A 25,270-nucleotide genomic window follows, 5' to 3' on the forward strand; every position below is an offset into this window, starting at 1 on the left:
TCATGAATGAATTTTGTTGACTAGAAAATAGTGTTAAAACCAACGCGCACAATCACATCATTGTAATCTCCGTCACCACCACCAGGTAAATCCTCAAAACCAAAGACATTATCACCTAATAAACGAATATGGTCTACTTGATTGGGGTTAGCACCCAAGTAGGGAAAATAAACTGCCGGATCATTACTGCCATTAGTATCAAGTAAAGCTTCTGGTCTACCATTGACAATCATAAATGGTGCAAAAATCCCACCACCAGAAAAAGTACCTGTATAATTTGCGGTAGCTTGGTTATCTACCGTTAAGTTGACACCTGCTAGACGTTGATTAATAGCAGCTTGGATATAGCCAGCTTGTCCCGGTAGCAAATCAGCTATACCATCATTATTAATATCAATTCCCCCATTTTCACCAGTTACCTGATAGAAGCCAACAAAGTTATCAAAAGCAGCTTCTCTATTGACTGTAAATGTTGCAGATACACCACCAATAAAACTCCGTAAATCAATTACTTCTGCTGCTTGTATTCCTTGTAAACCTGCACCTATAATTGGGGTTTCGTCGGTGGCTGTAATATTAACTACTAAATCATTAAATACATTAGTATTATTCGAGCCATCTGTCCAACCTAAAGTAAAACTACCCGCAGTTAAAGATGTAATTTGTTGAACACTAGTGTTAGAAAAAAGTATATTGCTTGTAGAAGAAGTTTGTTTAACTGTATTAAGGGTACTATTTTTAATTAAATAAAACCTGAAATTCTGATTGCTATCAAATTCTAACAAGCGACTGAGATTATTAGGATCAAAGCCATTGGGATTATTCGCAATAATAGAAAAAATTGCCTGGCTGCGTGCTAATGCTGCTTCAGCGTAACCTGCTGCACCCGGAGCAATGCCATTAATTGTGCCATTTTGATCATCAACACTATATACTCCCAGTTCATTAACTAAATTAGAATTGCGTCCCAATAGTTTAACTTTGAGTTTAACCTTGACATTGACTCCAGTAATATTAAAGACATCATTTTTTGGGTTCAGTAATTGAGTCTGGCTATCTAGAATGTCATTAACACCAATTACTAAATCTTCCTCAAAACTCAGTCCACCTTGGTCAGTTGTGACAACACGAATGAAGTAGTTAGACTTGGTTTGAAAATCTGGAGATTGGTTAATAATTAAACTATTACCATTAATGGTAAAGAATGAATTATCATTACCACCATTAGCGAAAGAATAAGTAAAAGTGTCTCCTTGATTGGGGTCAATGGTGCTAAATGTGCCAATCACTGTGTTAGCTGGAACATTTTCATTTACATTAGTTGCACTTAATGTCAAGGCAGTGGGTGCAAGATTATTAGAAAGATTGACCTCATAAACTGCGATGGTTTTACTAACCTCGTTAGCAACAATCAGTAAATCTTTACCATTAGGACTATCACTAGCAGGAATAAACTTCAGACCTTCAGGTGCTAAATCACCAGTGGCGTTAGGTACATATTCTATAAATTGGGGTGACTGAGGATTGGTAACGTCATAGACCATAATCCCACCAGTGCGTTCTAACCCGATGAACGCATAAGTTTTGCCGTTAATGACACCAACAGTTACACCTTCTGGTTCTGGGCCTTTGTTATCACTGCGGTTGTCAATACCAGCCGGAATATCTTCACCGTTGAGATTAAAAATGCTGGGGACTTGTGCAGCAATTTGTTTTTCAAAATCTGAACCACTATCGAAAACTCTATTACCCTGGTCATCCCAAATTGAGAAGGAGCGAGTACCATAGGCAAATAGTTGATCATAGTCACCATCCCCATCGGTATCTCCATCAATTGTGGAAACTGTTAGCCGTCCTAAGTTAGCATCTTGCTTGAGTAACGTACCATTAGGAAATATCGTAGGATCGAGATTTAAGTCTTTTACTCGTGCTTCTTCATCACGAGCATCACCTTCATTAGCTGTAATGTAGTAAGTGCGACCATTGGCAGCAAAAGAGGCGATCGCATCGGGCATAAACAACCCAAATACTGGCCAATTCAGAATATTAATACCACCATCGCTATCACTAGCATCTAATTCATTTCCTGGCTGGTTATGATTAATTACACCTAAACCGAAAATCTTTTCAACCGTTGCAGTGGCAATATCTACAATTGCTATAGCGTTGTTTTCTTGCAATGTCACCCAGGCTTTAGTTCCATCCTGAGAAAAGGTAATGTATTCTGGTTCTACATCTTGGGCAACTGTTTTACCAGGGAATATGCGTACACCTTGACTTCTAAGTGTGGCTTCTTGTCCATTAAAGCTAGTAAAAGTAGCTGTTGTCACCGTTGCATTAGCCACACCTTGAGAGATATCAATGATGCTGATAGAACCCTCTGGATCAACACCATCATCGGGTTCTCCTTCATTGGCGGTGAGGACTTTTGTACCGTCAGGGCTAAATGTCACCATGTCAGGTAAAGCCCCAACTGTGACTTCTTTTAAAAAGTTGCCAGCAGTATCAAAGAAAACTACTTTGCCGGGGTCAGTTGTAATTGTGGCTTCGAGTGCGATCGCTATAAGGCCATTTTTTACGGCTACGCTGTTGGCTTGACTACCATAAGCAGTTAAGTCAATTGCATTAACTTCTGTAGGATTGGTGGGGTCACTAAAATTCAAAATGCGAATAAATGCCGAACCATCAACCACAAATAACCGCTTGGTGGTTGGATCATAGTCGGTAATCTCTGCCCCTTGACCAGTAAAGCTACCAATTTTTCTCAGCAATCCGAAATCGTTATCGCTGATACTGACTCTAACTGTGCCAACATTAGTTCCGTTGATTTGGTGGGCGATCGTGCTGAAATGTCCACCCTCGACAGTTGTATCATCTACTGCTGTTACTGTGACAGTTTGAGCTATATTCCAGTTGCTGGGGGTGAAGGTGAGGGTAGTTACACTGGTAATTGTCTGAGAGTCGGGGTTGATGTTGATGGTGATATCTTGAGATGGCTGACTATTGAGAACTACAGTATAGGAATCTGTCGCACCACCTTCAGTGACATTAGTGCTATCACCAGAGTTGACAAGGTTAACTATGGGTATTGCTGTAGCGATCGTAAAGCTTGTAGTATCAGGAACTGTTGTGCTGTAGTCATTAGTAGTATCGACTGTCCAATTGCTGGAGTTGTTAACCAGGGTTTTGTAGTTGGCAAAACTCGATTCTCCAGTACGTAGTCCGTTATATATGCCATAATCCGTACTATTAGTGAGGACAATTGAGTCAACCCCATTAGTTAGTCCCGCAGAAGTTAACGCAGCTACCCCTTCAGTTGACACAGCAGTTAGAAATACATTCGGAGTGGTGGCAGTAGTACCGAGATAAGCATAAATAGTCTCACTACTTACACTAAGACCAATGTTAGTACCAGTAGCCACGCTGAATGTACCAACGGAGGCGGCACGGGTGGCAGCATCAATTTTACTAAAGCGAATTACAGTACCAGCAGTAATTGTATTAGCTCCAGTATTCCATTCAAATGAACTCTCACTAGTGCCAAAACTAGTACCATTGTATGAATTATCGCTAAAGTAAATGATGGTACTAGGGTCTATATCTACAAATGTGACAATCGACCAGCCATCTTCATCACCATTGAAGGATATAAAAGCAATATCACCTGTTGCTAAAGCCATAGGAACTTAACCTCTTTAATATGTTTTAGATTGCAGTAAAGTTAACTAAGAAAAATGAAGCGATCGCTTGTGTATCACTTGTTAACCTAGTCAGAATCACTAGCTTATCGAATGCTCTCGTATCAAAAGTTGTAGATTATTTATCCAATTCCACTTAGTTATAATCTTTATTTTTGAGCAACGGCAAGTAAATTTTTATAATTAATCTTTTAAGTAATTTCTCGTAGACTACTAATGTTTTGCACTCACAGAAGTTAAGACTCGATTGAGTCTAGTTTTTTACTAGCGATCGCGTGATATATTACACCCTTATAGAAACAAAGATGCGATCGCATTGCTTTAAAATTTCTAATTGCTAAATTTCAGAATGTTTTTCGGCAATTTTTAGTGGTGCTTTCTGCCCATATCAGAAATATAACTTGTAAGTAAATATAACTCGTCAGTTCTCTGAATCCTGGAACAGTGCAATGCCATAGGAGGAAAAACCATGACTTACAGGAAATGGCTTCTGCACAAACTTTTAATCAGTTGTGTTTTGAGTCTATTTAGTGTCACTCAAGCTGCATCAGCAGGCTATCAGCCACCTGATGATCAAAAACCTCCCAAAGATTCTTCTGACTCATCAGGAGTGAGACTATTGAAAGTAGAGAGTAGGGAGTAGGACGATAAAGGAATAAACGCCTGTTGTAAATTTGCTGAATAACCTGCCACTATATAAAACAGAGGTTTAAATTCAGCAAAAAAAAGGCTAGAAAACGCTGTGCAGATCACATTTTTGGGGACAAGTTCGGGTGTACCTACAAGATCACGTAATGTTTCTAGTGTTGCCCTCAGATTACCGCAAAGGGCAGAACTGTGGTTATTTGACTGTGGTGAAGGTACTCAGCACCAACTGCTGCGGAGTGAACTAAAAAGTAGCCAACTATCCCGAATTTTTGTCACGCATATGCACGGCGACCACATTTTTGGTTTGATGGGACTTTTGGCTAGTTGCGGTTTGGCTGGTAATGTGGAAAAAGTTGATATTTATGGCCCATCTGGATTAAGTGACTATATCCAAGCCGCTTCACGTTACTCCCATACACATTTTTCCTACCCAATTAAAGTCCATGCAGTTCGTCCAGGTGTAGTCTATGAAGATGAAGAATTTACTGTTAGTTGCGGTCTTTTGCATCACCGCATTACAGCTTTTGGCTATCGTGTAGCTGAAAAAGACCGCACCGGACGCTTTGATGTGGAAAAAGCTGAAGCCTTGCAAATTCCTCCTGGTAGGATTTATGGTCAACTCAAACGCGGTGAAACTGTTACTCTTGCTGATGGCCGAGTTATCAAGGGGACGGACTTATGCGGCCCCACAGAATTGGGGCGTAAGTTTGCCTATTGTACAGACACAATTTATTGTGATGGTGCAGTGGAATTAGCTCAGGATGCTGATGTGTTAATCCATGAGGCTACTTTTGCTCATCAGGATGCAGAGATGGCTTTTCAGAGGTTGCACTCGACAACTACAATGGCCGCACAAACAGCATTAGCGGCGGGAGCGCATAAACTGATTATGACTCATTTCAGCCCCCGCTACGCTCCTGGCAATGTTTTAGATTTAAGAGATTTACTAAGAGAAGCCCGTGCTATTTTTCCTCGTACAGATATGGCTCATGATTTCATGACTTATGATATCCCCAGACGGCGGGAAATTATCTTAAATAGCAGCAAAAACTTGTCACCTCAAAGTAAAAATACCTGATGGATTGCTGATACTGAGAATAGTGCAAGATATCAGTAGCAAAAATCAAAGAAATACACTCCTTCCCTCTCAATACGGTTCGGTTAACGTTATGGGTGGGTAGAGATGTTGCACCACAACGTCTCTACAGGCGTTATTATTTTGGCAAATTATCTTTCTTATCCAAACCGTGTTAACGCGAGTTCGACGAGTTTTAAAAACCCCTCTCCAAACCTCTCCCCTGCAAGGAGAGAGGCTTTAAAACCTTTATTTTTCGTTGATATTTCCAGATATTTAAGCCCCTCTCCGCGTCGGAGAGGGGTTGGGGAGAGATCATCGAACTCACGTCATATTACCTTCGCTCTTTTCTATCACCTATCACCTGTGTTTCTTGAAAAGATACCATTTCTGCAAATACCACTATTTGCAAAACACAACCGGAAAGTAACTAGTGATTTTATCTTAGCTTCAATTTTAATATGCAAAATTATTTTTAAATACGTTACTATTCCATTGATTTTATGCCAGAAATTACCCAATAAATAGAACCGCATTATACATTTATTTTCAGCTATCTTCTATTTGTCTCTGCATAATATATACAAAGTATATTTATTCACTACATACGTCTTTAATAACGAGATATATATTCGGAAGTAACTATTTTTCAATCACTCAAATAGTCCGAAACAACTATTATTTAAGGGCTTTTGAAGTTCTCTTTGATTTCCGATTAATTTTTTTTGTGATTTTCATAACAATAATGGTAATTTCTGTTGTCACATTTTATCTTTAGCTTGTGACTTAATACTAATCATATTACTAGTTTTAAGTTGTACTAGAATCATTGATAACTACAAGTATTACTATAAATATTTAATCTAGATATATTAAAAAATACTTGGGGTTATTAAATAAGGATACAGTAAAAAATTCTAGAGATAGTTGACATGATTCAGAAAAGAAGATTATTTTAGGCTCTATGTCTCCATATTAATTTCTATTTATCTATTACTTTTGGAGAAATTCTTATTATTTTATAGATACATTGTTACATTACTTGAGGAATTTACTAGTGTCTAGAATCAGTCTAAATCAAGGGGAATTTGTAACCAACTCGTCACAAAACCAAGTAAGATTTAGACATATATCTAAAATCTTACTACGTCGGCGATTTATAGTATTGGGAGTTTCTTGTATTGTCATGTCAGTCACTAGCCTGCTGGCTATGATGACAAAACCGACTTACAAGAGTTATATGCAAATCTTAGTAAGTTCCAATGTATATGAAGGTATTAATTTAAATAATATTCCTCAGAGTACAGATACTAAATCAACTGATGCAAAGCCTCCATTAGTGGATTACTATACTGCTCAGAAGAATTTAATGCTGAGTTCTAAGTTGATGGAAAGAACAGTAAATATACTACGCTCAGACTACCCAAATATTACTGTAGGAGACATCAAAAGTAAATCAACTAATGGGCAAAAGTTATATCTAGAAGTCACTCAATTAGAGAGAAAAACAGGAGGAAATAAGTTCGTTACTCCTGTTTTTGAAGTTTCCTTTCAGCATAATGATCCAGTTAAAGCACGCAAAGTTTTATTAGCTTTACAGAAAGTTTACCAGGACTATAATATTGAGCAACGACAAGAACGTTTAAATAAAGGATTAGCTGTTGTTAATACTCGTATACCACTACTACAAAAGCAGGTGAAACAGGCAGAAATTAATCTGGAAAATTTTCGGAAGAAGCACAATTTATTAGATCCTCAATCACAAAGACAAGTCCTAATCAACTCTCTGGCTGAAACTCAACAACAGCTACAAACTACTCGCACTGAGTTGCAAAATGTACGCGATCACCAGCAAAATTTAGAGCAGAATATAGTTGTTTCAACTCAACAAGCACTGATTTCTTCTAGTTTAAACCAATCAATTCGCTACCAAACACTTTTCAGTGAGGTACAAAAAACTGAACAATTATTAGCGCAGGAACAATTACGCTATACAGATAATTCTCCCATCATTGAAAGTCTGAAACAGCAACGCCAGAATCAGTTAAAACTTTTGCAACAAGAAGCAAAGCAACTAACAGCAGATACTCAAAAAGTAGCAATATTAACACAAGAGCAACTAGTAGAGGAGTTAACCCAGTTAAAAAAAATTGCCCAAGGGTTAATAAATAACGAAAAGAGTTTAGTCGCATCAGAACAGCGAATTAGTGCAGAGTTAAAAAAATATCCCAGTTTGATAGCAGAATCTCAACGTCTACTGTCAGAAGTGGCAACTCACCGCCAAGCGTTAGAGCAAATGGTGCAAACACAACAGTTTGTAGGATTACAAATTACGCAGGCGGGGTTTGATTGGCAAGTGTTAGAAGAACCTACTCTGGCAACATATAACAGTTATGACAAACTATTACTTGTTTTTGGGGGTATGGTTGTCGGGCCAGTTTTGGGCGTTGTTATGGCCTTGATTTGGGGGATACGTCATCGCGTAATTCATTCAGCACAGGATTTACAGAGAGTAAGCAACCTAAGACTACTAGGTTCTGTGCCGAAACTTGCATCCAATGCGATGGAAAAGCAACTACCGAGTCTAGCTTGGAACTGGCGGCGTAACACAGCACCTTCTTTGGTAGAAACTGACTCTTGGCTACCTTGTCACGAAACCTTAGATATGGTGTACCAAAATACGCAGATTTTAAAGTATCCCTTTCCCTTTAATTCTCTGATGGTAACTTCTGCGCTACCAGGAGAAGGACGTACAACTTTGGCGTTAGGATTAGCTGCAAGTGCGGCTCATATGCACCAACGGGTACTACTAATTGATGCTAACCTGCGATCGCCTAAACTCCACAAAATTCTCCAGCTATCCAACGATTGGGGACTATCTCTATTACTAGTTGATGAAACTAGTACCAATGTACAAGACTACATCCAACCTATTCACCCTTCCATCGATATTTTAACCGCCGGGCCTGTACCAGAAGACCCAGTAAAATTGCTCAGTTCTCAGCGCATGAAAGAACTCATCGAGTTATTTGAGCAAAGCTATGACTTAGTATTGATAGATGCTCCAGCTATTTTAGGTACAGTTGATGCCCGAATCGTCGCTTCCTTCTGCAATGGAATTATGATGGTGGGACGCATTGGTTGGGTAACTCAAACTGAAATTACTCAAGCTGTAGAAATTTTAAATCGATTAAATTTAGTTGGCATCATCGCCAATGAAGCAAGTTAGGGGACAGGGGAACAGGGGATAGGTGACAGGTGACAATGCCTCATCCCCATACAATATATTTAACGCATTAACTCACCAAAACCTTGTCTCCTACTTCTGGTTGAGCGCGTAGCTCATTTGCACAAGTACGGCCATCTTCAACGTCTGTAATATTAGCCAAAGTGGTATCTGCTATATTACGCAATGCTTCCTCTGTGAAAAATGCTTGATGTCCAGTGATGAGTACGTTGGGAAATGTCGTTAACCTTTGAAACACATCATCCTGAATGATTTTGCCAGACAAGTCTTCAAAAAATAATTCTGATTCTTGTTCGTAGACATCTACACCGAGAGAACCTATCTTACGTGTCTTAAGTCCTTCAATTACAGCCTGTGTGTTAATCAATCCACCTCGGCTAGTATTAATTAACATTACACCAGGTTTCATTTGTGCGATCGCCTGATCGTTAATGAGGTGATGTGTTTCTGGTGTTAAGGGACAGTGCAAAGAGATAATATCGGCATTGGCAAATAATTCTGGCAATTCTACATACTTTCCACCTAATGCCTCTAATTCAGGATTTTGATACACATCATAAGCAAGTAGATGACAACCAAAGCCTTTCATAATCCGTCCTAAAATCAGCCCGATTTTACCAGTACCAATCAGCCCTACGGTGCGTCCATTTAAGTTAAATCCCAACAGTCCGTCTAGAGAAAAATTACCGTCTCGGACACGGTTATAGGCACGGTGAATTTTGCGATTCAGGCTCAAAATCAATCCTACAGCGTGTTCCGCCACACCATAGGGTGAATACGCAGGAACACGCACCACAGTAATTCCTAACTTGGCTGCGGCTTCCAAGTCTACATGGTTAAAACCTGCACAACGAAGAGCAATTAAGCGAGTTCCTCTCAAAGCCAGAAGTTCTAAAGTATGTGCATCAACTTGGTCATGGACAAATACACAAACCGCCGAAAATTCAGCAGCTAGGATAGCAGTATCTTGGTCAAGACGTGGTTCAAAAAACACCAAATCGTGTTTCTTGGGGAAGTTTGCAGCTTCTAAAAACTGCCGATCATAGGCTTTTGTACTGAAGACTGCTACTTTCATGCAAAACCTCAAATTATGTGCTGTATGTTGTCCCATACATAATAGCTTGGGGTTTAGAGTCTCAATCACGCTTATGATATCTATCAGCTATAGGTTCTACTCTACTTCTAGTTAATATCATAACTACAGCAAAAATTAATTCTTTTACTGACTACTTCCTTCATATACCCAATAAAGGTAATATCGTTCACTATCTATCCATGCTCTATCAAAATTCTTGATAGGACTAATCTTTAAATTATTGTGGGTCAACTTCAGTTCTTTATTTAAAATTAGTAAGATTCTCTTTGTAGCTACTTCACTTTTGAATAGAGAATAAATTTGCTCTAATATTTCAGCCTGTTCGACAGGGATACGACCTTGTTTAAATAAGGTGAAACTTCCCATTTTCTTAAGCTCAGGATAATAAAATTTTCGATTGAGATAACCAGACAATGCAGCCATATTTGCATCTCGACTGGCTACAATAAATTCCTGTTTTAATTGAGTTTTTTGAATATAATTAGCAGTCTCATGGCTAGCAGAGAATGGTATAAATAAATCTCTTGTAAAACCATACAACCCTCCAAATAAGTGGGCATAAAGAATTAACATAAAAGCAATATGATACCTTTTCTGCACTAAGGTAAATAATTTTTCTTTAATATGAAATTTATTGATTAAAAAGCTAGATTCTTGATACTGACTACCTAACCATAAAGATGCTATCAAAATTAAATAAAAATGCCCAAAATGCCTAGGAACACCAAAGAATCTCAAGTAAGTAAATGCAAGTATTACACAATTGCCAACAATATATAAAAAGACAGAGAATGGTTTTTTAGCTAACTTAATTACGGTTAAAAAAAACATGAATAATGCAATTCCAGCACAAATGCTTAAATCAAGCCATTTTTGCTTGGGTAAAATCAAAAAATAACTACCAAACAACCTACCCATACTTCTCAAGAAATGACGGATATCTAATTTAATTAACCATCCATCATCTAATCCTCCATGAAGATAACTATCGACTGGAGGCGTAATAATATAAATAGATAATAAAAAAGAAAATATGATAACTCCAACACTTAAAAATAAATCGTATTTTTGAGTTTGGCTAAAATATTGCTGTCGATGTTCACTATCAAAACAAAATTCGGCTAGCAAGGTTAAGGACAAAGAAAATGATACAAATAAAGCGTAAGCACTACTATTAGCTAGTAAACCCAATAAAACTGCTAAATAAATATAAGTTATCTTTCTGGATGAAAAAACAGCACAGAAAGCAAAAATGAATAACATACTAAAAGCATAATTTCTAGAAATTAATAAATATTCATAAAAAGGAAAGTAACCAAAAGTAAAAAGAAATTTTTGTTGATAATTAAAGGGACTATATAAACAAAAAATAGAAACTGAAAAAATTGCAATAGTCAAATGAAAAACTTGCATCATCAGAGGATTGTCAGCAATATTTCTCAGAAATACCAGAGAAAAATACCAAAGAACAGGATGACCTTCATAACGAATATTGGCGATTAAATCTCCAAAAGACTCACTATCTCTGACAATTAGCCAAGGATTTAGTTCATCTCTCCACATTGAATGGTTGATAATACCTATAAAACCAAGAACCGAAAAAACAATTATAATAAACCAAGGAGAATGAAAAGATAAACTAGAAATTCGATTAATTACTTTTTTGGCTAACATTGTTAATACCGTTTTTTATACCTGCACACATGAACGGTATTAGTATACAGCAAAGTATTATGCTATTAATGCCATATTGTAAAATCTTTAATGTGAGATATCGTTAGAAAATCTATGGTTTTAAAATGCTGATCAATTGCCGGGAAGCTACATATTTTAGCCCCAATGCTCAAGTATGCTTGTACAATTTTTGGCAGTTCTATATGATATTTTTTAGCACAAATTTGTGGCATATCCAAACAATATTGTGAGTACGGATAAACCAAGATGTTTTTATGTATCCAATTATTTTTTTGGAAATAATCATAGGCATATGCAGCTTCCCAAGGAGATTGCGTTAGTAATGAAGCACACCCGAAAAAATATTCATTACCACTGCAAATAAGATAGTTAGCTAGTCCTCTCCAGAGTAATAATAGAGCTTGAATATTGCGATATTCTCTGGCTATACAGGCACGTCCCACTTCTATAGATGCCTGCAATACAGCATGAGGAATTGTCTGAAGATTAAATATATCAGCAGCATCAAAACCTAAATTGTAAGAAGCCATTTGATAAGTTTGCATCCTATAAGTACCAATGGTTTTACCAGTGGTTTTACACATCAACATTAAATGATGACAAACGGCATCAAACTGATCTTGATCCATCGATGTTAAGCTAGAAGTAGAAAATCCTAAGCCCAATTCTAGATTAAATACTTCAAAACGCAAGCGAAAAATAGATTCTAACTCTTCATTCGTGGATGCAATTTTGAGGATATATTTGTCTGTTTCCAGAATGGGAAAATCTTTGAGGTCAGAAGGAGGACTGAGTGGGTATTTAGTGTGTCTATAAGAAATTTCCATCTGTCTTCCAACTTAAATATGTGAAGATATCCTAACTTCTCAAAGTTACTGACCATAGGAATAGATGATTTTATTTATTAACGTATTAAAGCAATATTCACGTAGGTTTAGAGAATAAAACGCAAAAATTTCAGGTCAGTAATGTGTTTTTATTATGAGCTTAATTCCTGCAAAAATCTGGTAATAGGATACAGAATTTTTCTAATATCAAGTTTGCATAACGACTAGTACCGCTACGCGGAAGTTATGGGTAGGTGGAGACGTTATTATTTTTGCTCTGATCTTAGAGTATAGAAAGCCCCCGGTAATACGGGGGCTAATGATGAATTTGCTTGCAGAAGCGATTTCTACGGCAGCCTACGCCTACGCTCATCAAATTTCTCAGTAATTACTTTCCTGTGTAATGGGAGTGTAGCAGGGGAGAAATTACCATTGTTATTAATTTTGGTGATTACTAGCGTAGTGAACCCTAGTACCTGCCCAGAGCAATTTTTCCCGTAGCGTCTGGTAGTAAGAATTATTCTCTCGCAAAACAATAAACTTAGCTCGACAATCAGCCATGCGTATATCAACACGATGTCCAGGCCAAATTGAAGTTGCTAAGACCCCATCCATCCACAATTTAGTTGTCAACTCATAGTCACCCAAAGGCCAGATACTCACAACAGAACCTGCGGGTAAAACTATAGGGCGACTCGAAAGACTCATGGGACAAATGGGCGTGATGGTAATCGCCTCCATACCATCGTGCATGATGGGGCCATTGGCAGAAACAGTATAACCAGTTGAACCTGTGGGAGTAGAAACAATTAGTCCATCTCCCACATATTGATCTACTACTTCACCATCAATTTCCATTTCCAGAATAGAGGTGATCATGCGATCGGCAGAAGCGGGTTTGACACAAAATTCATTCAACCCCAGATAACGTTCGGTAACTGGCTCTAAATTTGTGCGATGCCCTTCATATACGGCTGCTTGTAACATCATCCGCCGTTGAATAGCATAGCGATCTTCAAACAGCCGATCCCAAACTTGTTCCGTATCTTGAAATTCTTCTACTGACTCGGTTAAAAAACCTAGATGACCACCTACATTTACCCCCAGAATGGGGATGCCTGCTGGTGCTAAATGTCTGGCACTAGTTAGGACTGTACCATCACCACCGAGGACAATTGCCAGATCAATTGGTTGTCCGGCTGAAGCCAAAAAGACCGGATAAGGATTATCCTTTGGCCCGCTAGGCCCCATTAAGACCTGACAATTGCGAGTTTCTAGCTGTTTAGCGCAAATTTCTGCCCAGCGTTTACTCTGGGAGTCTCGCGCTTTATAAGCAATGATTACCTGCTTGAGTTGCACACGCAATTACCACTTCAGGAGATTAAACTGCTCCATATCGACGGTATCACGGTTGCGATAAATGGCAAGCACGATCGCTAAACCTACCGCCGCTTCAGCAGCTGCCACGGTAATCACAAATACTGTGAAAACCTGACCCTTAATTAATGTTGAGTCAAGGAAGTTGGAAAATGCCATTAAATTCAAGTTAACAGCATTGAGCAATAACTCGATTGACATTAACACTCGCACCGCGTTACGGCTAGTAATTAAGCCATAAATACCAATACAGAATAAAGCGGCTGCAAGGAGCAAAAAATACTGGAGTTGCATGAGTTCTGGTATTCCTTCTGCGAAATCTGGCTTCTATTTATTCTTTGGTGTCGCTACCAGCACCTATGAGTTCTCTAGGGCGTTCTGGTAAGGTCAACACAGTTTGCGGCAATTCTGGGGTCACTTCTGGCAGATACTCACGACGTGCCAAAATAATTGCTCCTACCATCGCCATCAGCAATAACACAGAAGCCAATTCAAAAGGTAATAAAAAGTCGGTGAAGAAATGTTCACCAATGACAACAATGGAACTTTCTCCTACTACCGGAATAGTAGAGTCAGCCCAAGGGGTAGCCAATACCATTGTACTTAACAGCCCAAACAATCCTATAGCCACGATCGCAGTCAGGACTTTCCTCACTCCCGTACTGGGTAAGGGGCTAAAACTCTGCCGCTTGTTCACCAACATAATGGCGAACAAAATCAGCACGTTTACTGCTCCCACATAAATCAGCACTTGGGCGGCGGCGACAAAATCACCATTCAACAACAGGTATAGACCCGATATGCTGATAAACACACCCCCTAGCATAAAGGCAGAATAGACAATGCTGGATGCTAGCACCACACCAAGGGCTGCTCCAATCATCATCACGGCCAGTATGCCGAAGGTAACAAGTTGTACTCCTTCCGCTAGATTCACTGTTTTTGTCCTCAGTCATTAGTCATTGGTCATTAGTCATTGGTCATTAGTCTTTAGTCGTTAGCAAAGGACAAATGACTAATGACACTTAATTTTCTACTGTTTCTACTAGGTCTTCCGGACGTGCGCCAGCACGAGGAGCGTTGGCGGGTAAGTCGTGGGGGTCAAGAACACCTTTAGGTAAATAAACTAGTTCCCGGAGTGGTGTCACCATTGGGTCATCAGTAACTTTGTAGGGGAGACGACCTAAAGCCACACTATCATAGTTGAGTTCATGGCGATCGTAAGCGGCTAGCTCGTACTCTTCTGTCATTGATAGGCAGTTAGTCGGGCAATATTCCACACAGTTCCCGCAGAAAATACAAACCCCGAAATCGATACTGTAGTGTTTGAGCTTTTTCTTTTTGGTGGCTTTGTCAAATTCCCAATCCACTACAGGTAGGTTAATCGGACAAACCCGCACACACACTTCACAGGCGATACACTTATCAAATTCGTAGTGAATCCGACCACGAAACCGTTCACCAGGAATCAGTTTTTCGTAAGGATACTGCACAGTAACAGGGCGGCGACGCATATGGTCAAAGGTGACAGATAGCCCCTCACCAATGTAACGACTAGCTTGTACTGCTTCTTTGGCGTAATCACCAACTTGCTTGAGGAACTTTAGCATTTTGTGTCTCTCTCTTTTTTGTTATTTGTCATTAGTCATTGGTCAAATGACTAATGACTAATGACTAACCGCCAAAGGCGAAAGGAAAAGCCAGTTTCAGAGCTGCGGTTAATAGCAGATTCACTAGTCCAACTGGTAACAAAAATTTCCATCCTAAATCTAGCAGTTGGTCAATCCGTACCCGTGGTACTGTCCAGCGTAATAGGATGGCAATAAACACGAGAAAGTAAGCTTTGATTAAGGTCATGGTGATACCCAACGCAGCATTAACTACCTGGAGTACGGGATTGACATCACTAATTCCCAACCAACCAGCTACAACATTGAGGGGAATGGGAGAATCCCAACCACCCAAGTACAACACTGCTACCAACAAAGCAGAAAGCACTAAGTTAACGTAGGAACTGAGATAAAACAGGGCGAATTTCATCCCGGAGTATTCAGTTTGATAGCCTGCAACTAGTTCTTCTTCTGCTTCGGGCAAGTCAAAGGGTAAACGTTCGCATTCAGCCAAAGCCGCTATCCAAAATATCAGGAAACCAAGAGGCTGTCGCCAAATGTTCCAACCCAGGATACCGTAGCCTGATTGTTGGTTGACAATATCTATAGTGCTGAGGCTGTTAGACATCATTACGATCGCTAACACACTCAAAGCCAAGGGAATTTCATAACTAATTGATTGCGCTGCTGCCCGCAAGCCTCCCAAGAGGGAGTATTTGTTGTTGGAGGCATAACCAGCCATCAATAAGCCAATAGGCTGGATGCTAGATAAAGCAATCCACAAGAATATCCCTGTCCCTACATTGGTAATGATAATATTCTGTCCAAAGGGAACAATTAGATAAGACAGAAACACTGGCAGCACAACTAAGATAGGTCCGAGGGTAAATAACCAAGCGTCAGCTTGTGCCGGTACAATATCTTCTTTGAATACCAGCTTCAGACCATCAGCTACGGGAGCTAGTAACCCCAACGGCCCGATATATTCGGGGCCAATTCGCTGTTGTGCGGCGGCGGAAATCTTCCGTTCTAGCCACACACAAACAAGTACGCCCACTGTTGCCCCAATGAGCATCAGGATCATGGGTAGAGGCATCCAAATTGCTTTAGCTGCCCCCTGTGGGAGTCCTAAATCCATCAAGGATTTAATAAAAGTTCCTTGGAGGTCAATTCCTGAATTCATGTTTCTGCTCTTTAAGTCATCAAGTCATGGTGGATTACAATCATTAGTTAAACTAATACCTGTAATTACACCTGTTTATATCTTTCTTCAGATGACACCTGATTGAATATCTTTTGCCAATACCCATGCCTAGTATATCGCCCGATGGTTTTTGGCTTCTGTAGCTACACAAGAAGTTCTACTTATAGCTAGGATTGGGATTGACTATGGGGAATAGGGAATGGGGCGTAGAGCATTTTCTCTCCTCTGCGCCCTCTGCTCCATATGCGGCTGACGCCGTGAGCGTCAGCCTGCTCCCCAGTTTCTTCAAACAAGCAACAAAAAACGGCCGCTTCCATTTTGGCAACGGTTATCCACTGTCTATGAAGTTGCTATTTCCCAACACTGGGAGGCGATGTGAATGACAATGGAACTACCAACTAACGTTGTTCGAGGGGTGTGTAAGGAACTTCGTGATGACCGCTATAAACCTGGGTAGGACGGAAAATCCGGTTTTCAGCTAATTGTTCTTTCCAGTGAGCTAGCCAACCAGCCACACGGGCGATCGCAAATATTGGTGTAAACAAGTCTGTGGGAATTCCCATCTTCCTGTACACCAAACCAGAATAAAAGTCAACATTGGGATAAATCCCTTTGTGTCCTAGTTTTTCCTCCACTACCCGTTCCATTTCTTGGGCAATGTCGTAGTATTTATCTGCGCCAAACTTAGCAAACAATTGTTCTGCTAGGTCTTGCAGAATGGTAGCGCGTGGGTCTTTGACTTTGTAGACACGATGACCAAAGCCCATGAGCTTCTGTTTATTTTGCAGCCGCTCCTCGACATAAGAACGGACATTTTCCACAGAGCCAATTTCTTCCAACATCTGAATTACTTCTTCGTTAGCTCCACCATGTAGGGGGCCTCCTAACGTTCCTACAGCACTAGCAACTACCGCGTAAGGGTCAGTTAAAGTCGAAGCTGTCACCCTAGCACTAAAGGTAGAAGCATTCATTGTATGCTCAACATGGAGAATTAAGCAGACATCAAAGATTTTTGCTGCTAATTCATCCGGTTCTTTCTCATTGAGCATGTAAAGGAAATTGGCAGAATAATCTAAGTCATCGCGAGGCTTAACGGGGTCGTTACCTTTTCGCATTAATTGAAAGGCGGCCACCATTGTCGGAATTGTCGCTATCAGGCGCACTACAGAGTCCCTAATGTAAGCAGGATTATGTAAGTCCCGCAGGGAGTAAAACAAGCCTAAAGCCGCAGCAGAGGCTTGGAGTGCATCCATGGGATGACCGCTTTCGGGAAAACATTTCATCATGTCCCGAATGCGATATTTGATCCGCCTATGGAAGCGAACTTCTTCCTCAAATACTCGTAATTCTTCCTTCGTTGGCAATTCTCCCCAGATTAGGAGATAAGCAGTTTCCAAAAATGTACTTTTTGCTGCTAATTCCTCAATCCGAATGCCACGATACTCTAGAATTCCCTTTTGCCCATCTACATAACTGATACTCGATTGGGCGGCGGGAATGCCTTCTAAACCAGGCTTGTATTCGCACACCATCATGGCAACACCATTTGCTTAGTGAAATATCCGACACGCTAACTTACCAGAAATAAGGGTTGCCATAACAGTAGCCTAGCTCACAACAATTCTTTAGAGAAAAGTTGCAAAACTGTTAGAGCAAGTACCTGGGAGGTGTCAACCAAAACATTTGACTACGACCCACAGGTAAACCTATTTCTGGCAGTTTTACTCCGATCATACCTGCTTTTTTGAGGACTAAACCGCCTTTGGCTTCTCCCCATAGAAGAATTTCTGCCCAATTACTCAAACAAGGCTCATGTCCTACCAAAGCTAGTTGGGTGTCTTGGTTAAAGTTTTTGGGTCGCAACCAGTAATCTAACCAACTGGAAATATGACCATTGGGAGCTAAATGGTTCGATTCTTCTAGCTGGGAACTGAGTTCTGCTTCTAGGAGAATTTCAGCCGTTTGGCGAGCGCGTACCAAAGGACTAGTGACAATCAAATCAAACTGCAAACCCAATGTTTTCATGCGCTGGGCTACTTTCTCTGTTTTTTGCCTTCCTTCTTTGGTAAGTTTGCGCTCCTCATCTTTGATGAAAGGTTGTTGTTCTTCAGCTATGCCATGACGAATTAGATATATTTCCACGATATTTAGTGCTGAGTAAAAACTTTTAAAAGTTATGGATATTTTAATAAATTTAAACCTTGAATAAACCTGTAATCCCGTTGGTTTTTCGTAATAAACGGGTAATTCCAGATTATTGCTGTAGCTGCAATAAGACTATCAGGAATCAGCAAGCCATGACTTAACCGATAAAACCGCAATAAATCAACTGCTTTGTTTGAAATAGCTTGATCAACTTTAATGATATGAAACTGTTTGAGGAAATTTTCTAAGGTTTTTAGCTCTGCTTTGTTAGCACAACCAACCATCAATTCCATTTGTGTAACTATGCTAATCGCTAAACCAGAGTTTACTTGTAAATTGTGTAAACATTTTACTGCTTCGATAATGCCATAACCAGCGTCGATTAAAATATCGGTATCAATAATAGTTAAGTTAGTCATTTGACTTTGACCACTCGTTTTCTCGAACACTACGTACCCACGCAGTGCTATCAGCTAAATCCTGACGATCACGCCACATCCCAATAAAATTATCATTCGCTAAATCATCATCTACTGGTTGTGTTGTACATTCAACTACTGTATATCTTTGTCGTAAAACAGCTATAAAGTCGATTACTTGACGCTGTGCTTCTAAAGGTAGGGATAAAAATTCATTCAACAACTCTTGCTGTGTCATGAAAACTTCTCCAAATTAAGGCAATAAGATATCATAGTAATTATCTTGCCATACATTACCAGAATGAGCGATCGCACTATAAATATTTGAACCATTCACACATTTCACATCTCTTCTTTAAGAACTGTAAACTGGGATGGTGCATTTCATTTTTTGGCACACGTAACTCTTTGCCCTCGATCGCTCTATACTCAGTTTTTCCTAAGGTAGGTGAAATATGTACCATCATTGTTTTTGGATTGATGGCAATAAGATTTAAATCAAATAAAGTATGCAAATCAGCACGTAATAATAAACCATTGGAAGGATGATTATTTTCTGTTGCAATGTAAGGGATTATATGAGCGGCTTCGAGTGCTTCCTCTGCATCAAAATTAGTAATTGCACACCTAGAAGAATAAGCTTCTAACAAATCCTGCCGGAACTTTGATTGTCCTTGTCTCCTAGCTATTGATACATAAATTTTTTGGCGAGCTTCAGTGTCATTTCTGTACCTGAAGAACTTTTCTTTATCTAATTCTTCTCTAGCAGTTAGTAGTTCATTATTCTTGATAGGTAATGGTGGAGTTGGTGGAGGTTGTATAGTTTTTGCTTCATTTATTCTCTTTAATATTAATTCGCAATTGTTTATTTGATTAATTGCCTTGGCGTACTTGGAATCAACTTTCAAAGCTAATCTATATTGATTAATTGCATCTTCATATTCTTGTTTTCCCTTAAAAGCATTTCCTCTTTCCACTATGACATCAATAAGTCTGCATCCTTTTCCTATCCTTTGATATTTAAGGGAATGCTTTTCCCATTCTGAATCAAGAAAATGAGAAGCTTCTTCACTGAACCTACAACCACCTCCCCCAAAATTAAAATTAACTCCTTGAAATTGAGATAATTTCCTTAATTCTTTTTGTTCTAGAGGAAAATTAAAATCTACAACTGAATCTATTTGAATCAAAACAGAAAAACAGCCATAATAATGCCCCACATATGCTTCACTTAAATCCGAATATGTCCTATTAATAAGTCTTAACTGATCATCTTCTGGTGCTGCAATAACATAACCAGCAGCGATAAAGCCAAGCGGCTCATTCCCAATATTTCCGCTTCTCTTAAAATATGCTCTAGAGCCAACTTTGATAAATTTAGAATTACCACAACTCCATGCTATTTTATAATATTCCCCATCAGAAATTTTTGACTTAATTAAGGACGTAAGTGATTTATTTATTTCACTGTTTACAAGAAAAATTATAGTTTCCATAATAGATATAATTAGCTAATGATGCTAATTATGAGCCTAGCTATTTAATATACAAATAGTCAGCAGTATTTTTACCTGAAATAATATTATTTGCCATAAATAGAAGATACGCCTCAGAATTAATTCCGAGACGTATATCAGTTGAGAACTATCTTTAGTTTTGTTTATGTTAGTTCTCAATTTTTCATAGTGGAATACGAACCTACTCAGACTGAATTGGGTTATCTTTAGGATTCACTAATTTCAGTAACTTCTGCTTAATTTGCGCGTCAAAAACTTCCCACTTCATTCTTGCATAAGCAGAATTTTCATTACTACCAGATAAGAATCCCATCGGAATTTCAAAACCACCAGCACCTGTTCTCCCACCACCAAAAAACCGCCCTGTGCTATCTTGTCCAAAGGCTTCCTTAATAAATTCATCAGGGTCGAGTGTGAGTTTGGTCGTTCTTAACGAACCAATCACTACTTCTAATTCATCGTCTTCATCGTGAACAATGCCATAAACCACAGCAGTATGCACGTTTTCCTCAGTAACCAGAAAATCTGCGGCTTGGGGGATAGCGTCGCGATCGTCGTAGCGTAAGTAACCAACACCTGCGATAGAAAAGTTATTCTGCACAATGCGGTTTTTTAGCGATCGCTCAATTACATCCATCACCCGTTTAGAACGGTTAGCCTGAAGAATTGCATTCAGCAATTGAGCATCATAAAATCGGCTCAGATACGCTGCTGCCATAAAATCTTCTTCTTGTGCTTGCATCAGGCGATTGGTATCTGAACGCAAGCCGTGCATTAAGGCAGTAGCACATTTAACGTGTTGGCCAATGCTACTATCTAAAGCTAGTAAGCCACATTGAAGATATTGAGTAAAAATCGTTGCTGTGGCTCGCACATAAGGACGAACATCCACAAACTCTGATTTCAGTTCAGATTGCAAACTATGGTGGTCAATTACTGCTACTAATGGTATACCTGCTTGCTGTACAGATGTTAGTAGCTGACTGGTTGTCCCTTGGTTATCAATTAAAACCAAGCCTTGATAAGATGATAGGTCTTTCCCCTTAATAGTTTGGGGTGTCCAGCGTTGGGCAGGTAAACCCGTTAGCTTGACTAACGCTATGTTTTCTTGGTGACTTAGAGTCCCAGCATAAATCATTTCACACTTGATATCGTATTGCTGGGCAATTAGCTGGTAAGTCCAAGCACAAGAAAGCGCATCAGGGTCAGGAAAGTCTTGTAAAATGATTAACTGACGTTCATGTCGGTGTGATAGTAGGGTCTTTTGCAATTCTTCTGATTTTTGAAATGCTAAGGAATTGCTACGTTGCCCTATATAAATACCTACACCTTCGCCTGTAGATGTTGGTAAGGTAGATTTAGTTAGTGACACTTCCGTTTCTTTGTCTATGTCAGTTTCCTCCGGAGTTGACTCATTAGTCAACGCAAAACTATCAGACTGCTTAATAAAAGAAGAATTCAATTGCATAGTAAAATTTGTTCCAAGTGTGAGGCTCTATGAATTTGTTTAGAGATACTACAACCAGCACTTGACTCATTTAGCCCCACATTCTGATCTTCGCAAAAATATGAGGAGATGGGGATGTATATCTCGGTATATTTTTGTCAAGCAGATAGTTGATGAATCTACCAAATTCTACCAGAATGCACATAAAGGCTGAAAACGAAGACTTCTGGTCTTGTAAAACACATCTCAAATAATGTGATCAATCTTTGTTATCTTTTGTAGATAGATACCTGCCTAACCTGCGGTATGGGTAACACCTATGTAATTTGCCCTTTACCTCTTGTCTTTTACGTTTGTACTAGACTGAAACTTGATCTGGTATCTTTGTTACACAGCCACAAAATTTTGCTAGCCCAGGATATGGTTTTGACCCCATATGTAAGTCTCTCCTTATATTTTATAACGAAAATTTACCGAAAAACTGGGATTAAAACCCCGTTCATATAGGACGGCTTTACTTTCTTGACAGATGACAGGTGACAGGCTGCGCCGTGAGCGTCGAACGGTTAGAGGTTGCAGCAAATAGGGGTGGAGAGTATTTCTTTCATTTTTTGCTGCTGGGAAGCTCACTTAAGACTTATTCCAAGTGAGATTATTTTTTTGGTATCATATGACACGTCAGTCGCGCAAAGTATAATTCCCTCAACGGTTTTGAACATATAGATTTCTCTATAGGACAAACCATATTCAAGATATTTATAATAATTCTTTCGTAAATTGATATTTTTTGATATTTTATAAGTTATAATATTGCGCTGTTAACCTATTCAGCTAAAAATAAAAATTATATTTTAGGTTTAGGGGATGACCACGCAAAATTTGTACCCAGAGCAATTACAGTCCAAGGTAATTAAACTGTACTTTCACAGAAAACACACAAGTCTAGTACCCGGATATAGTGACAATCGAGCTACCAGGTACTAAGAGTTATTGTGTTAATGTCAAAGTCCTATAACATATTTTTGCCACTCTTGATGCAGTCCACTCTTAAGATGCTTGCTAACCTCAAAATAGAGACTACTATAAGGTTGCCGAGGCGGATGCCGCAGCAGCATATGAGCTTCTTGGGGAGTACGACTACCCTTTTTGACATTGCACCGTACACAAGCTGTAACAATGTTTTCCCAAGTGTCCCCACCACCACGCGATCGCGGTATTACATGGTCTAATGTCAACTCATCGCCTGTATAGCCACAGTATTGACAACTGTGTCCATCACGATGCAGAATATTTCGGCGAGTAAGTGGAATTTCCTTGTAAGGGACGCGCACATAATGGCGCAACCTAATCACGGTTGGTAACGGAAAATCTGCATAGAGAAACTTCCCGTTGTGTTCAACCCGTTCTGCTTTGCCTTTAATTAACAGAACCGCAGCACGACGCCAGCTCGTTATATTGAGCGGTTCGTAAGAGGCGTTTAGGACTAAAACCTTCCCCATTGATTAACGCTCAAGGTATTAGTTTTACATATATTAACACGAATCTCCGCTTATCGGGAGATGAGAATAAATTATACTTCCGAAATGATTCCAAAAATTATACATATGAGAATTCAGCATCCATTAACCATGCCCTATTCCTCATAAACATAGATTGGGTTGAACAGTGTCATATCGCTGCGCTCCGAATTCAAAATTTAAAACTTGTACTTAGCTTGTCGTTCTCTTCGTTCTCTACAGGAAACTTAAGCGTACTCTTCCGGGTTCGCAGTAGCGTTGCGTAGCAAAGCAAGCTACCCTCCGCATTCTGTTCGCGGTAAGGATTGATCCCTTCTTCCTTCTACCTTTCTTGATAATCGTATCTTTAGTGGAAGCAACGCGATTTTGTGAGATGGAGAGGACGGGGTAGAGAAAGAAGTAAATAGCCGGGGAATTTTAGTAGTAAAAGTCACTAAATTTTTATCTTTGCTCTCCCTACTTTCCTGCTCATTTCACGATGATCTGACTTTTTCGCGTTGCTTCCTCCTTACTTGCAGAGAGGGGTTAGGTGTGGAGTTTTTGTCTCTCACTCAACCAAGAAACGCTACTTTAACACTAAAAATATAACCAAATTACCTTTTAAATTTATTTGAGATTATCTATATTAATCAACTTTTTTTGTACTGGCTGGCATAATAGTAAAAGATGCAAGTAGATGTACTTCAAAATCTCTGACGCTACAAACGAATGAGAGATTAAATCTGCAAAAAAGCTGTATAACTAGCTGCAAAACTAGAGGGTTTTCATTGCGTAATTCTGTTGCTCATCATCAATTTACATTTATTTCTTAGTTAACTTTTCGCGTAGGCATTTATGAATCCCATCGACATCACTAAGCTTAATCTTTGGGTACAAGATAGAGATACAGTGCTGGAATATAGCACGGATATAGAATGGCGATATGGTCAAAAACCAGACTATACTCATTCTAATGAAAAACTTGCCGAAGAAAGCATACAAAATCACCCCGAAAATTCCCTAGAAAGATTAGTCCAAAATTTGGTGCGAGCTTTTGATATTGAGGCTAATTTTAAGACTAATCCTGCTCAATGGCTGACTGTTGTTCAAGACAAATTTCGCATGAGTACCAATGGTGGTTATGGCTACACCATCACAGATTTAATTAATTCTGGTACTTATAAACTATTAATTGGAAATAACAAACATTACAAAGCCAGTGAAGAGAATTTTGAAACCTCAACTAATCTTTTCCATACAGCATTCCCTGAAGGTTTTTTATGGGAAGTGTTAGAAGTTTATTCAACCCCGCCAAGTATTGTTTTTAAATGGCGACACTGGGGTGCTTTTAATGGTGCATATAAAGATTATGCACCAACAGGCGAAACTATTGAAATAATTGGCACTAGTGTTGTTCATTTGAGAGATGACCTGAAAATTCTCTCTTTAGAACACTACTATGACAACACCAAGTTTCTAGCAAAACTTACATCTGGTGGTAAGCTACCACCTAATCTGCAAACACAACAACTAACAGGTACAAAAACCAAATCTTCTCTGTGGCAAAAGTTATGGAGTTTTATCAAGAAACTTTGGCCTTGGAGAAAAAAATCAACAGATGTGAATCTCTCTGCTAGTCGTTGTCCTTTTGCTGTAAGTGAGTAGTGAGTGCTGAGTAGTGAGTAATGAGTAGTGAATGATGAGTGCTGAGTAGTGAGTGCTGAGTAGTGAGTAATGAGTAGTGAATGATGAGTGCTGAGTAGTGAGTA

20 protein-coding genes are annotated in these 25,270 nt (G+C 39.2%); 4 read left to right on the forward strand and 16 right to left on the reverse strand.

All coding sequences use genetic code 11. From position 1 onward, the window contains the following. Positions 1-20 precede the first annotated feature (20 nt). Positions 21-3,680 (reverse strand): choice-of-anchor I family protein, encoded by a 3,660-nt coding sequence (locus ACM0OR_RS13745; RefSeq protein ID WP_414576761.1) that lies wholly within the window; start codon positions 3,678-3,680, stop codon positions 21-23. Between the two features lie 487 nt (positions 3,681-4,167). Here ACM0OR_RS13745 and ACM0OR_RS13750 point away from each other — a divergent pair, with 487 nt between their 5' ends. The 3 genes from ACM0OR_RS13750 (at position 4,168) to ACM0OR_RS13760 (ending at position 8,650) form a co-directional block, all read left to right on the forward strand. Then, positions 4,168-4,341, forward strand: a complete 174-nt coding sequence (locus ACM0OR_RS13750) for a hypothetical protein (protein ID WP_190707573.1) — start codon at positions 4,168-4,170, stop codon at positions 4,339-4,341. A 99-nt stretch (positions 4,342-4,440) separates the two neighbouring features. Beyond that, entirely contained in the window at positions 4,441-5,424 is a 984-nt protein-coding gene (locus ACM0OR_RS13755) for a ribonuclease Z (RefSeq protein WP_414576762.1), read from the forward strand. Between the two features lie 1,054 nt (positions 5,425-6,478). Next, on the forward strand, positions 6,479-8,650 hold the full coding sequence (locus ACM0OR_RS13760; protein ID WP_414576764.1) for a GumC family protein: 2,172 nt from the start codon (positions 6,479-6,481) through the stop codon (positions 8,648-8,650). Positions 8,651-8,717: 67 nt separating this feature from the next. On the opposite strand, the gene ACM0OR_RS13765 is transcribed toward ACM0OR_RS13760, so the two are convergent. The 15 genes from ACM0OR_RS13765 to ACM0OR_RS13835 form a co-directional block, all read right to left on the reverse strand. Continuing rightward, on the reverse strand, positions 8,718-9,743 hold the full coding sequence (locus tag ACM0OR_RS13765) for a 2-hydroxyacid dehydrogenase (RefSeq protein WP_414576766.1): 1,026 nt from the start codon (positions 9,741-9,743) through the stop codon (positions 8,718-8,720). 144 nt (positions 9,744-9,887) lie between these two features. Next, on the reverse strand, positions 9,888-11,438 hold the full coding sequence (locus tag ACM0OR_RS13770) for a hypothetical protein (protein ID WP_414576768.1): 1,551 nt from the start codon (positions 11,436-11,438) through the stop codon (positions 9,888-9,890). 65 nt (positions 11,439-11,503) lie between these two features. Further along, positions 11,504-12,286, reverse strand: coding sequence for a GNAT family N-acetyltransferase (locus tag ACM0OR_RS13775; RefSeq protein WP_414576770.1), 783 nt, complete (start codon positions 12,284-12,286; stop codon positions 11,504-11,506). Positions 12,287-12,724: 438 nt separating this feature from the next. Beyond that, on the reverse strand, positions 12,725-13,645 hold the full coding sequence (locus ACM0OR_RS13780) for an NAD(+) kinase (protein ID WP_190707556.1): 921 nt from the start codon (positions 13,643-13,645) through the stop codon (positions 12,725-12,727). 6 nt (positions 13,646-13,651) lie between these two features. After that, positions 13,652-13,957, reverse strand: a complete 306-nt coding sequence (gene nuoK, locus ACM0OR_RS13785) for an NADH-quinone oxidoreductase subunit NuoK (protein WP_006199065.1) — start codon at positions 13,955-13,957, stop codon at positions 13,652-13,654. A 37-nt stretch (positions 13,958-13,994) separates the two neighbouring features. Continuing rightward, positions 13,995-14,600, reverse strand: a complete 606-nt coding sequence (locus ACM0OR_RS13790) for an NADH-quinone oxidoreductase subunit J (protein ID WP_414576772.1) — start codon at positions 14,598-14,600, stop codon at positions 13,995-13,997. 88 nt (positions 14,601-14,688) lie between these two features. Next, entirely contained in the window at positions 14,689-15,273 is a 585-nt protein-coding gene (ndhI, locus tag ACM0OR_RS13795; protein ID WP_190707550.1) for an NAD(P)H-quinone oxidoreductase subunit I, read from the reverse strand. Positions 15,274-15,337: 64 nt separating this feature from the next. Next, positions 15,338-16,456: an NADH-quinone oxidoreductase subunit NuoH gene (nuoH, locus tag ACM0OR_RS13800; RefSeq protein ID WP_190707547.1), complete on the reverse strand. Its 1,119-nt coding sequence runs from the start codon at positions 16,454-16,456 to the stop codon at positions 15,338-15,340. 419 nt (positions 16,457-16,875) lie between these two features. Further along, complete coding sequence (locus tag ACM0OR_RS13805; RefSeq protein WP_414576774.1) at positions 16,876-18,012, reverse strand: citrate synthase; 1,137 nt, start codon at positions 18,010-18,012, stop codon at positions 16,876-16,878. A gap of 112 nt (positions 18,013-18,124) precedes the next feature. Then, on the reverse strand, positions 18,125-18,619 hold the full coding sequence (gene sixA, locus ACM0OR_RS13810; protein WP_414576776.1) for a phosphohistidine phosphatase SixA: 495 nt from the start codon (positions 18,617-18,619) through the stop codon (positions 18,125-18,127). Positions 18,620-18,651: 32 nt separating this feature from the next. Next, the gene (locus ACM0OR_RS13815; protein ID WP_414576778.1) at positions 18,652-19,041 is read right to left on the reverse strand and encodes a type II toxin-antitoxin system VapC family toxin; all 390 of its coding nucleotides are present in this window, start codon (positions 19,039-19,041) and stop codon (positions 18,652-18,654) included. Beyond that, on the reverse strand, positions 19,034-19,279 hold the full coding sequence (locus ACM0OR_RS13820; protein ID WP_414576779.1) for a hypothetical protein: 246 nt from the start codon (positions 19,277-19,279) through the stop codon (positions 19,034-19,036). Before ACM0OR_RS13820 ends, ACM0OR_RS13815 begins: the two co-directional genes overlap by 8 nt. Before the next feature lie 76 nt (positions 19,280-19,355). Next, positions 19,356-20,537 carry an HNH endonuclease gene (locus ACM0OR_RS13825; protein WP_414576781.1) on the reverse strand — a complete coding sequence of 394 codons (1,182 nt, stop codon included), beginning with the start codon at positions 20,535-20,537 and terminating at the stop codon, positions 19,356-19,358. Positions 20,538-20,739: 202 nt separating this feature from the next. Then, complete coding sequence (locus ACM0OR_RS13830) at positions 20,740-22,026, reverse strand: DHH family phosphoesterase (protein WP_190707532.1); 1,287 nt, start codon at positions 22,024-22,026, stop codon at positions 20,740-20,742. A 980-nt stretch (positions 22,027-23,006) separates the two neighbouring features. Next, positions 23,007-23,504, reverse strand: a complete 498-nt coding sequence (locus tag ACM0OR_RS13835) for an HNH endonuclease (RefSeq protein WP_190707530.1) — start codon at positions 23,502-23,504, stop codon at positions 23,007-23,009. A gap of 852 nt (positions 23,505-24,356) precedes the next feature. Here ACM0OR_RS13835 and ACM0OR_RS13840 point away from each other — a divergent pair. Next, entirely contained in the window at positions 24,357-25,166 is an 810-nt protein-coding gene (locus ACM0OR_RS13840) for a SnoaL-like polyketide cyclase (RefSeq protein WP_414576783.1), read from the forward strand. Positions 25,167-25,270 lie beyond the last annotated feature (104 nt).

The organism is Anabaena sp. CCY 9402-a (assembly GCF_963920945.1).
In the GTDB taxonomy this organism is placed as follows: domain Bacteria; phylum Cyanobacteriota; class Cyanobacteriia; order Cyanobacteriales; family Nostocaceae; genus Trichormus; species Trichormus minutissimus.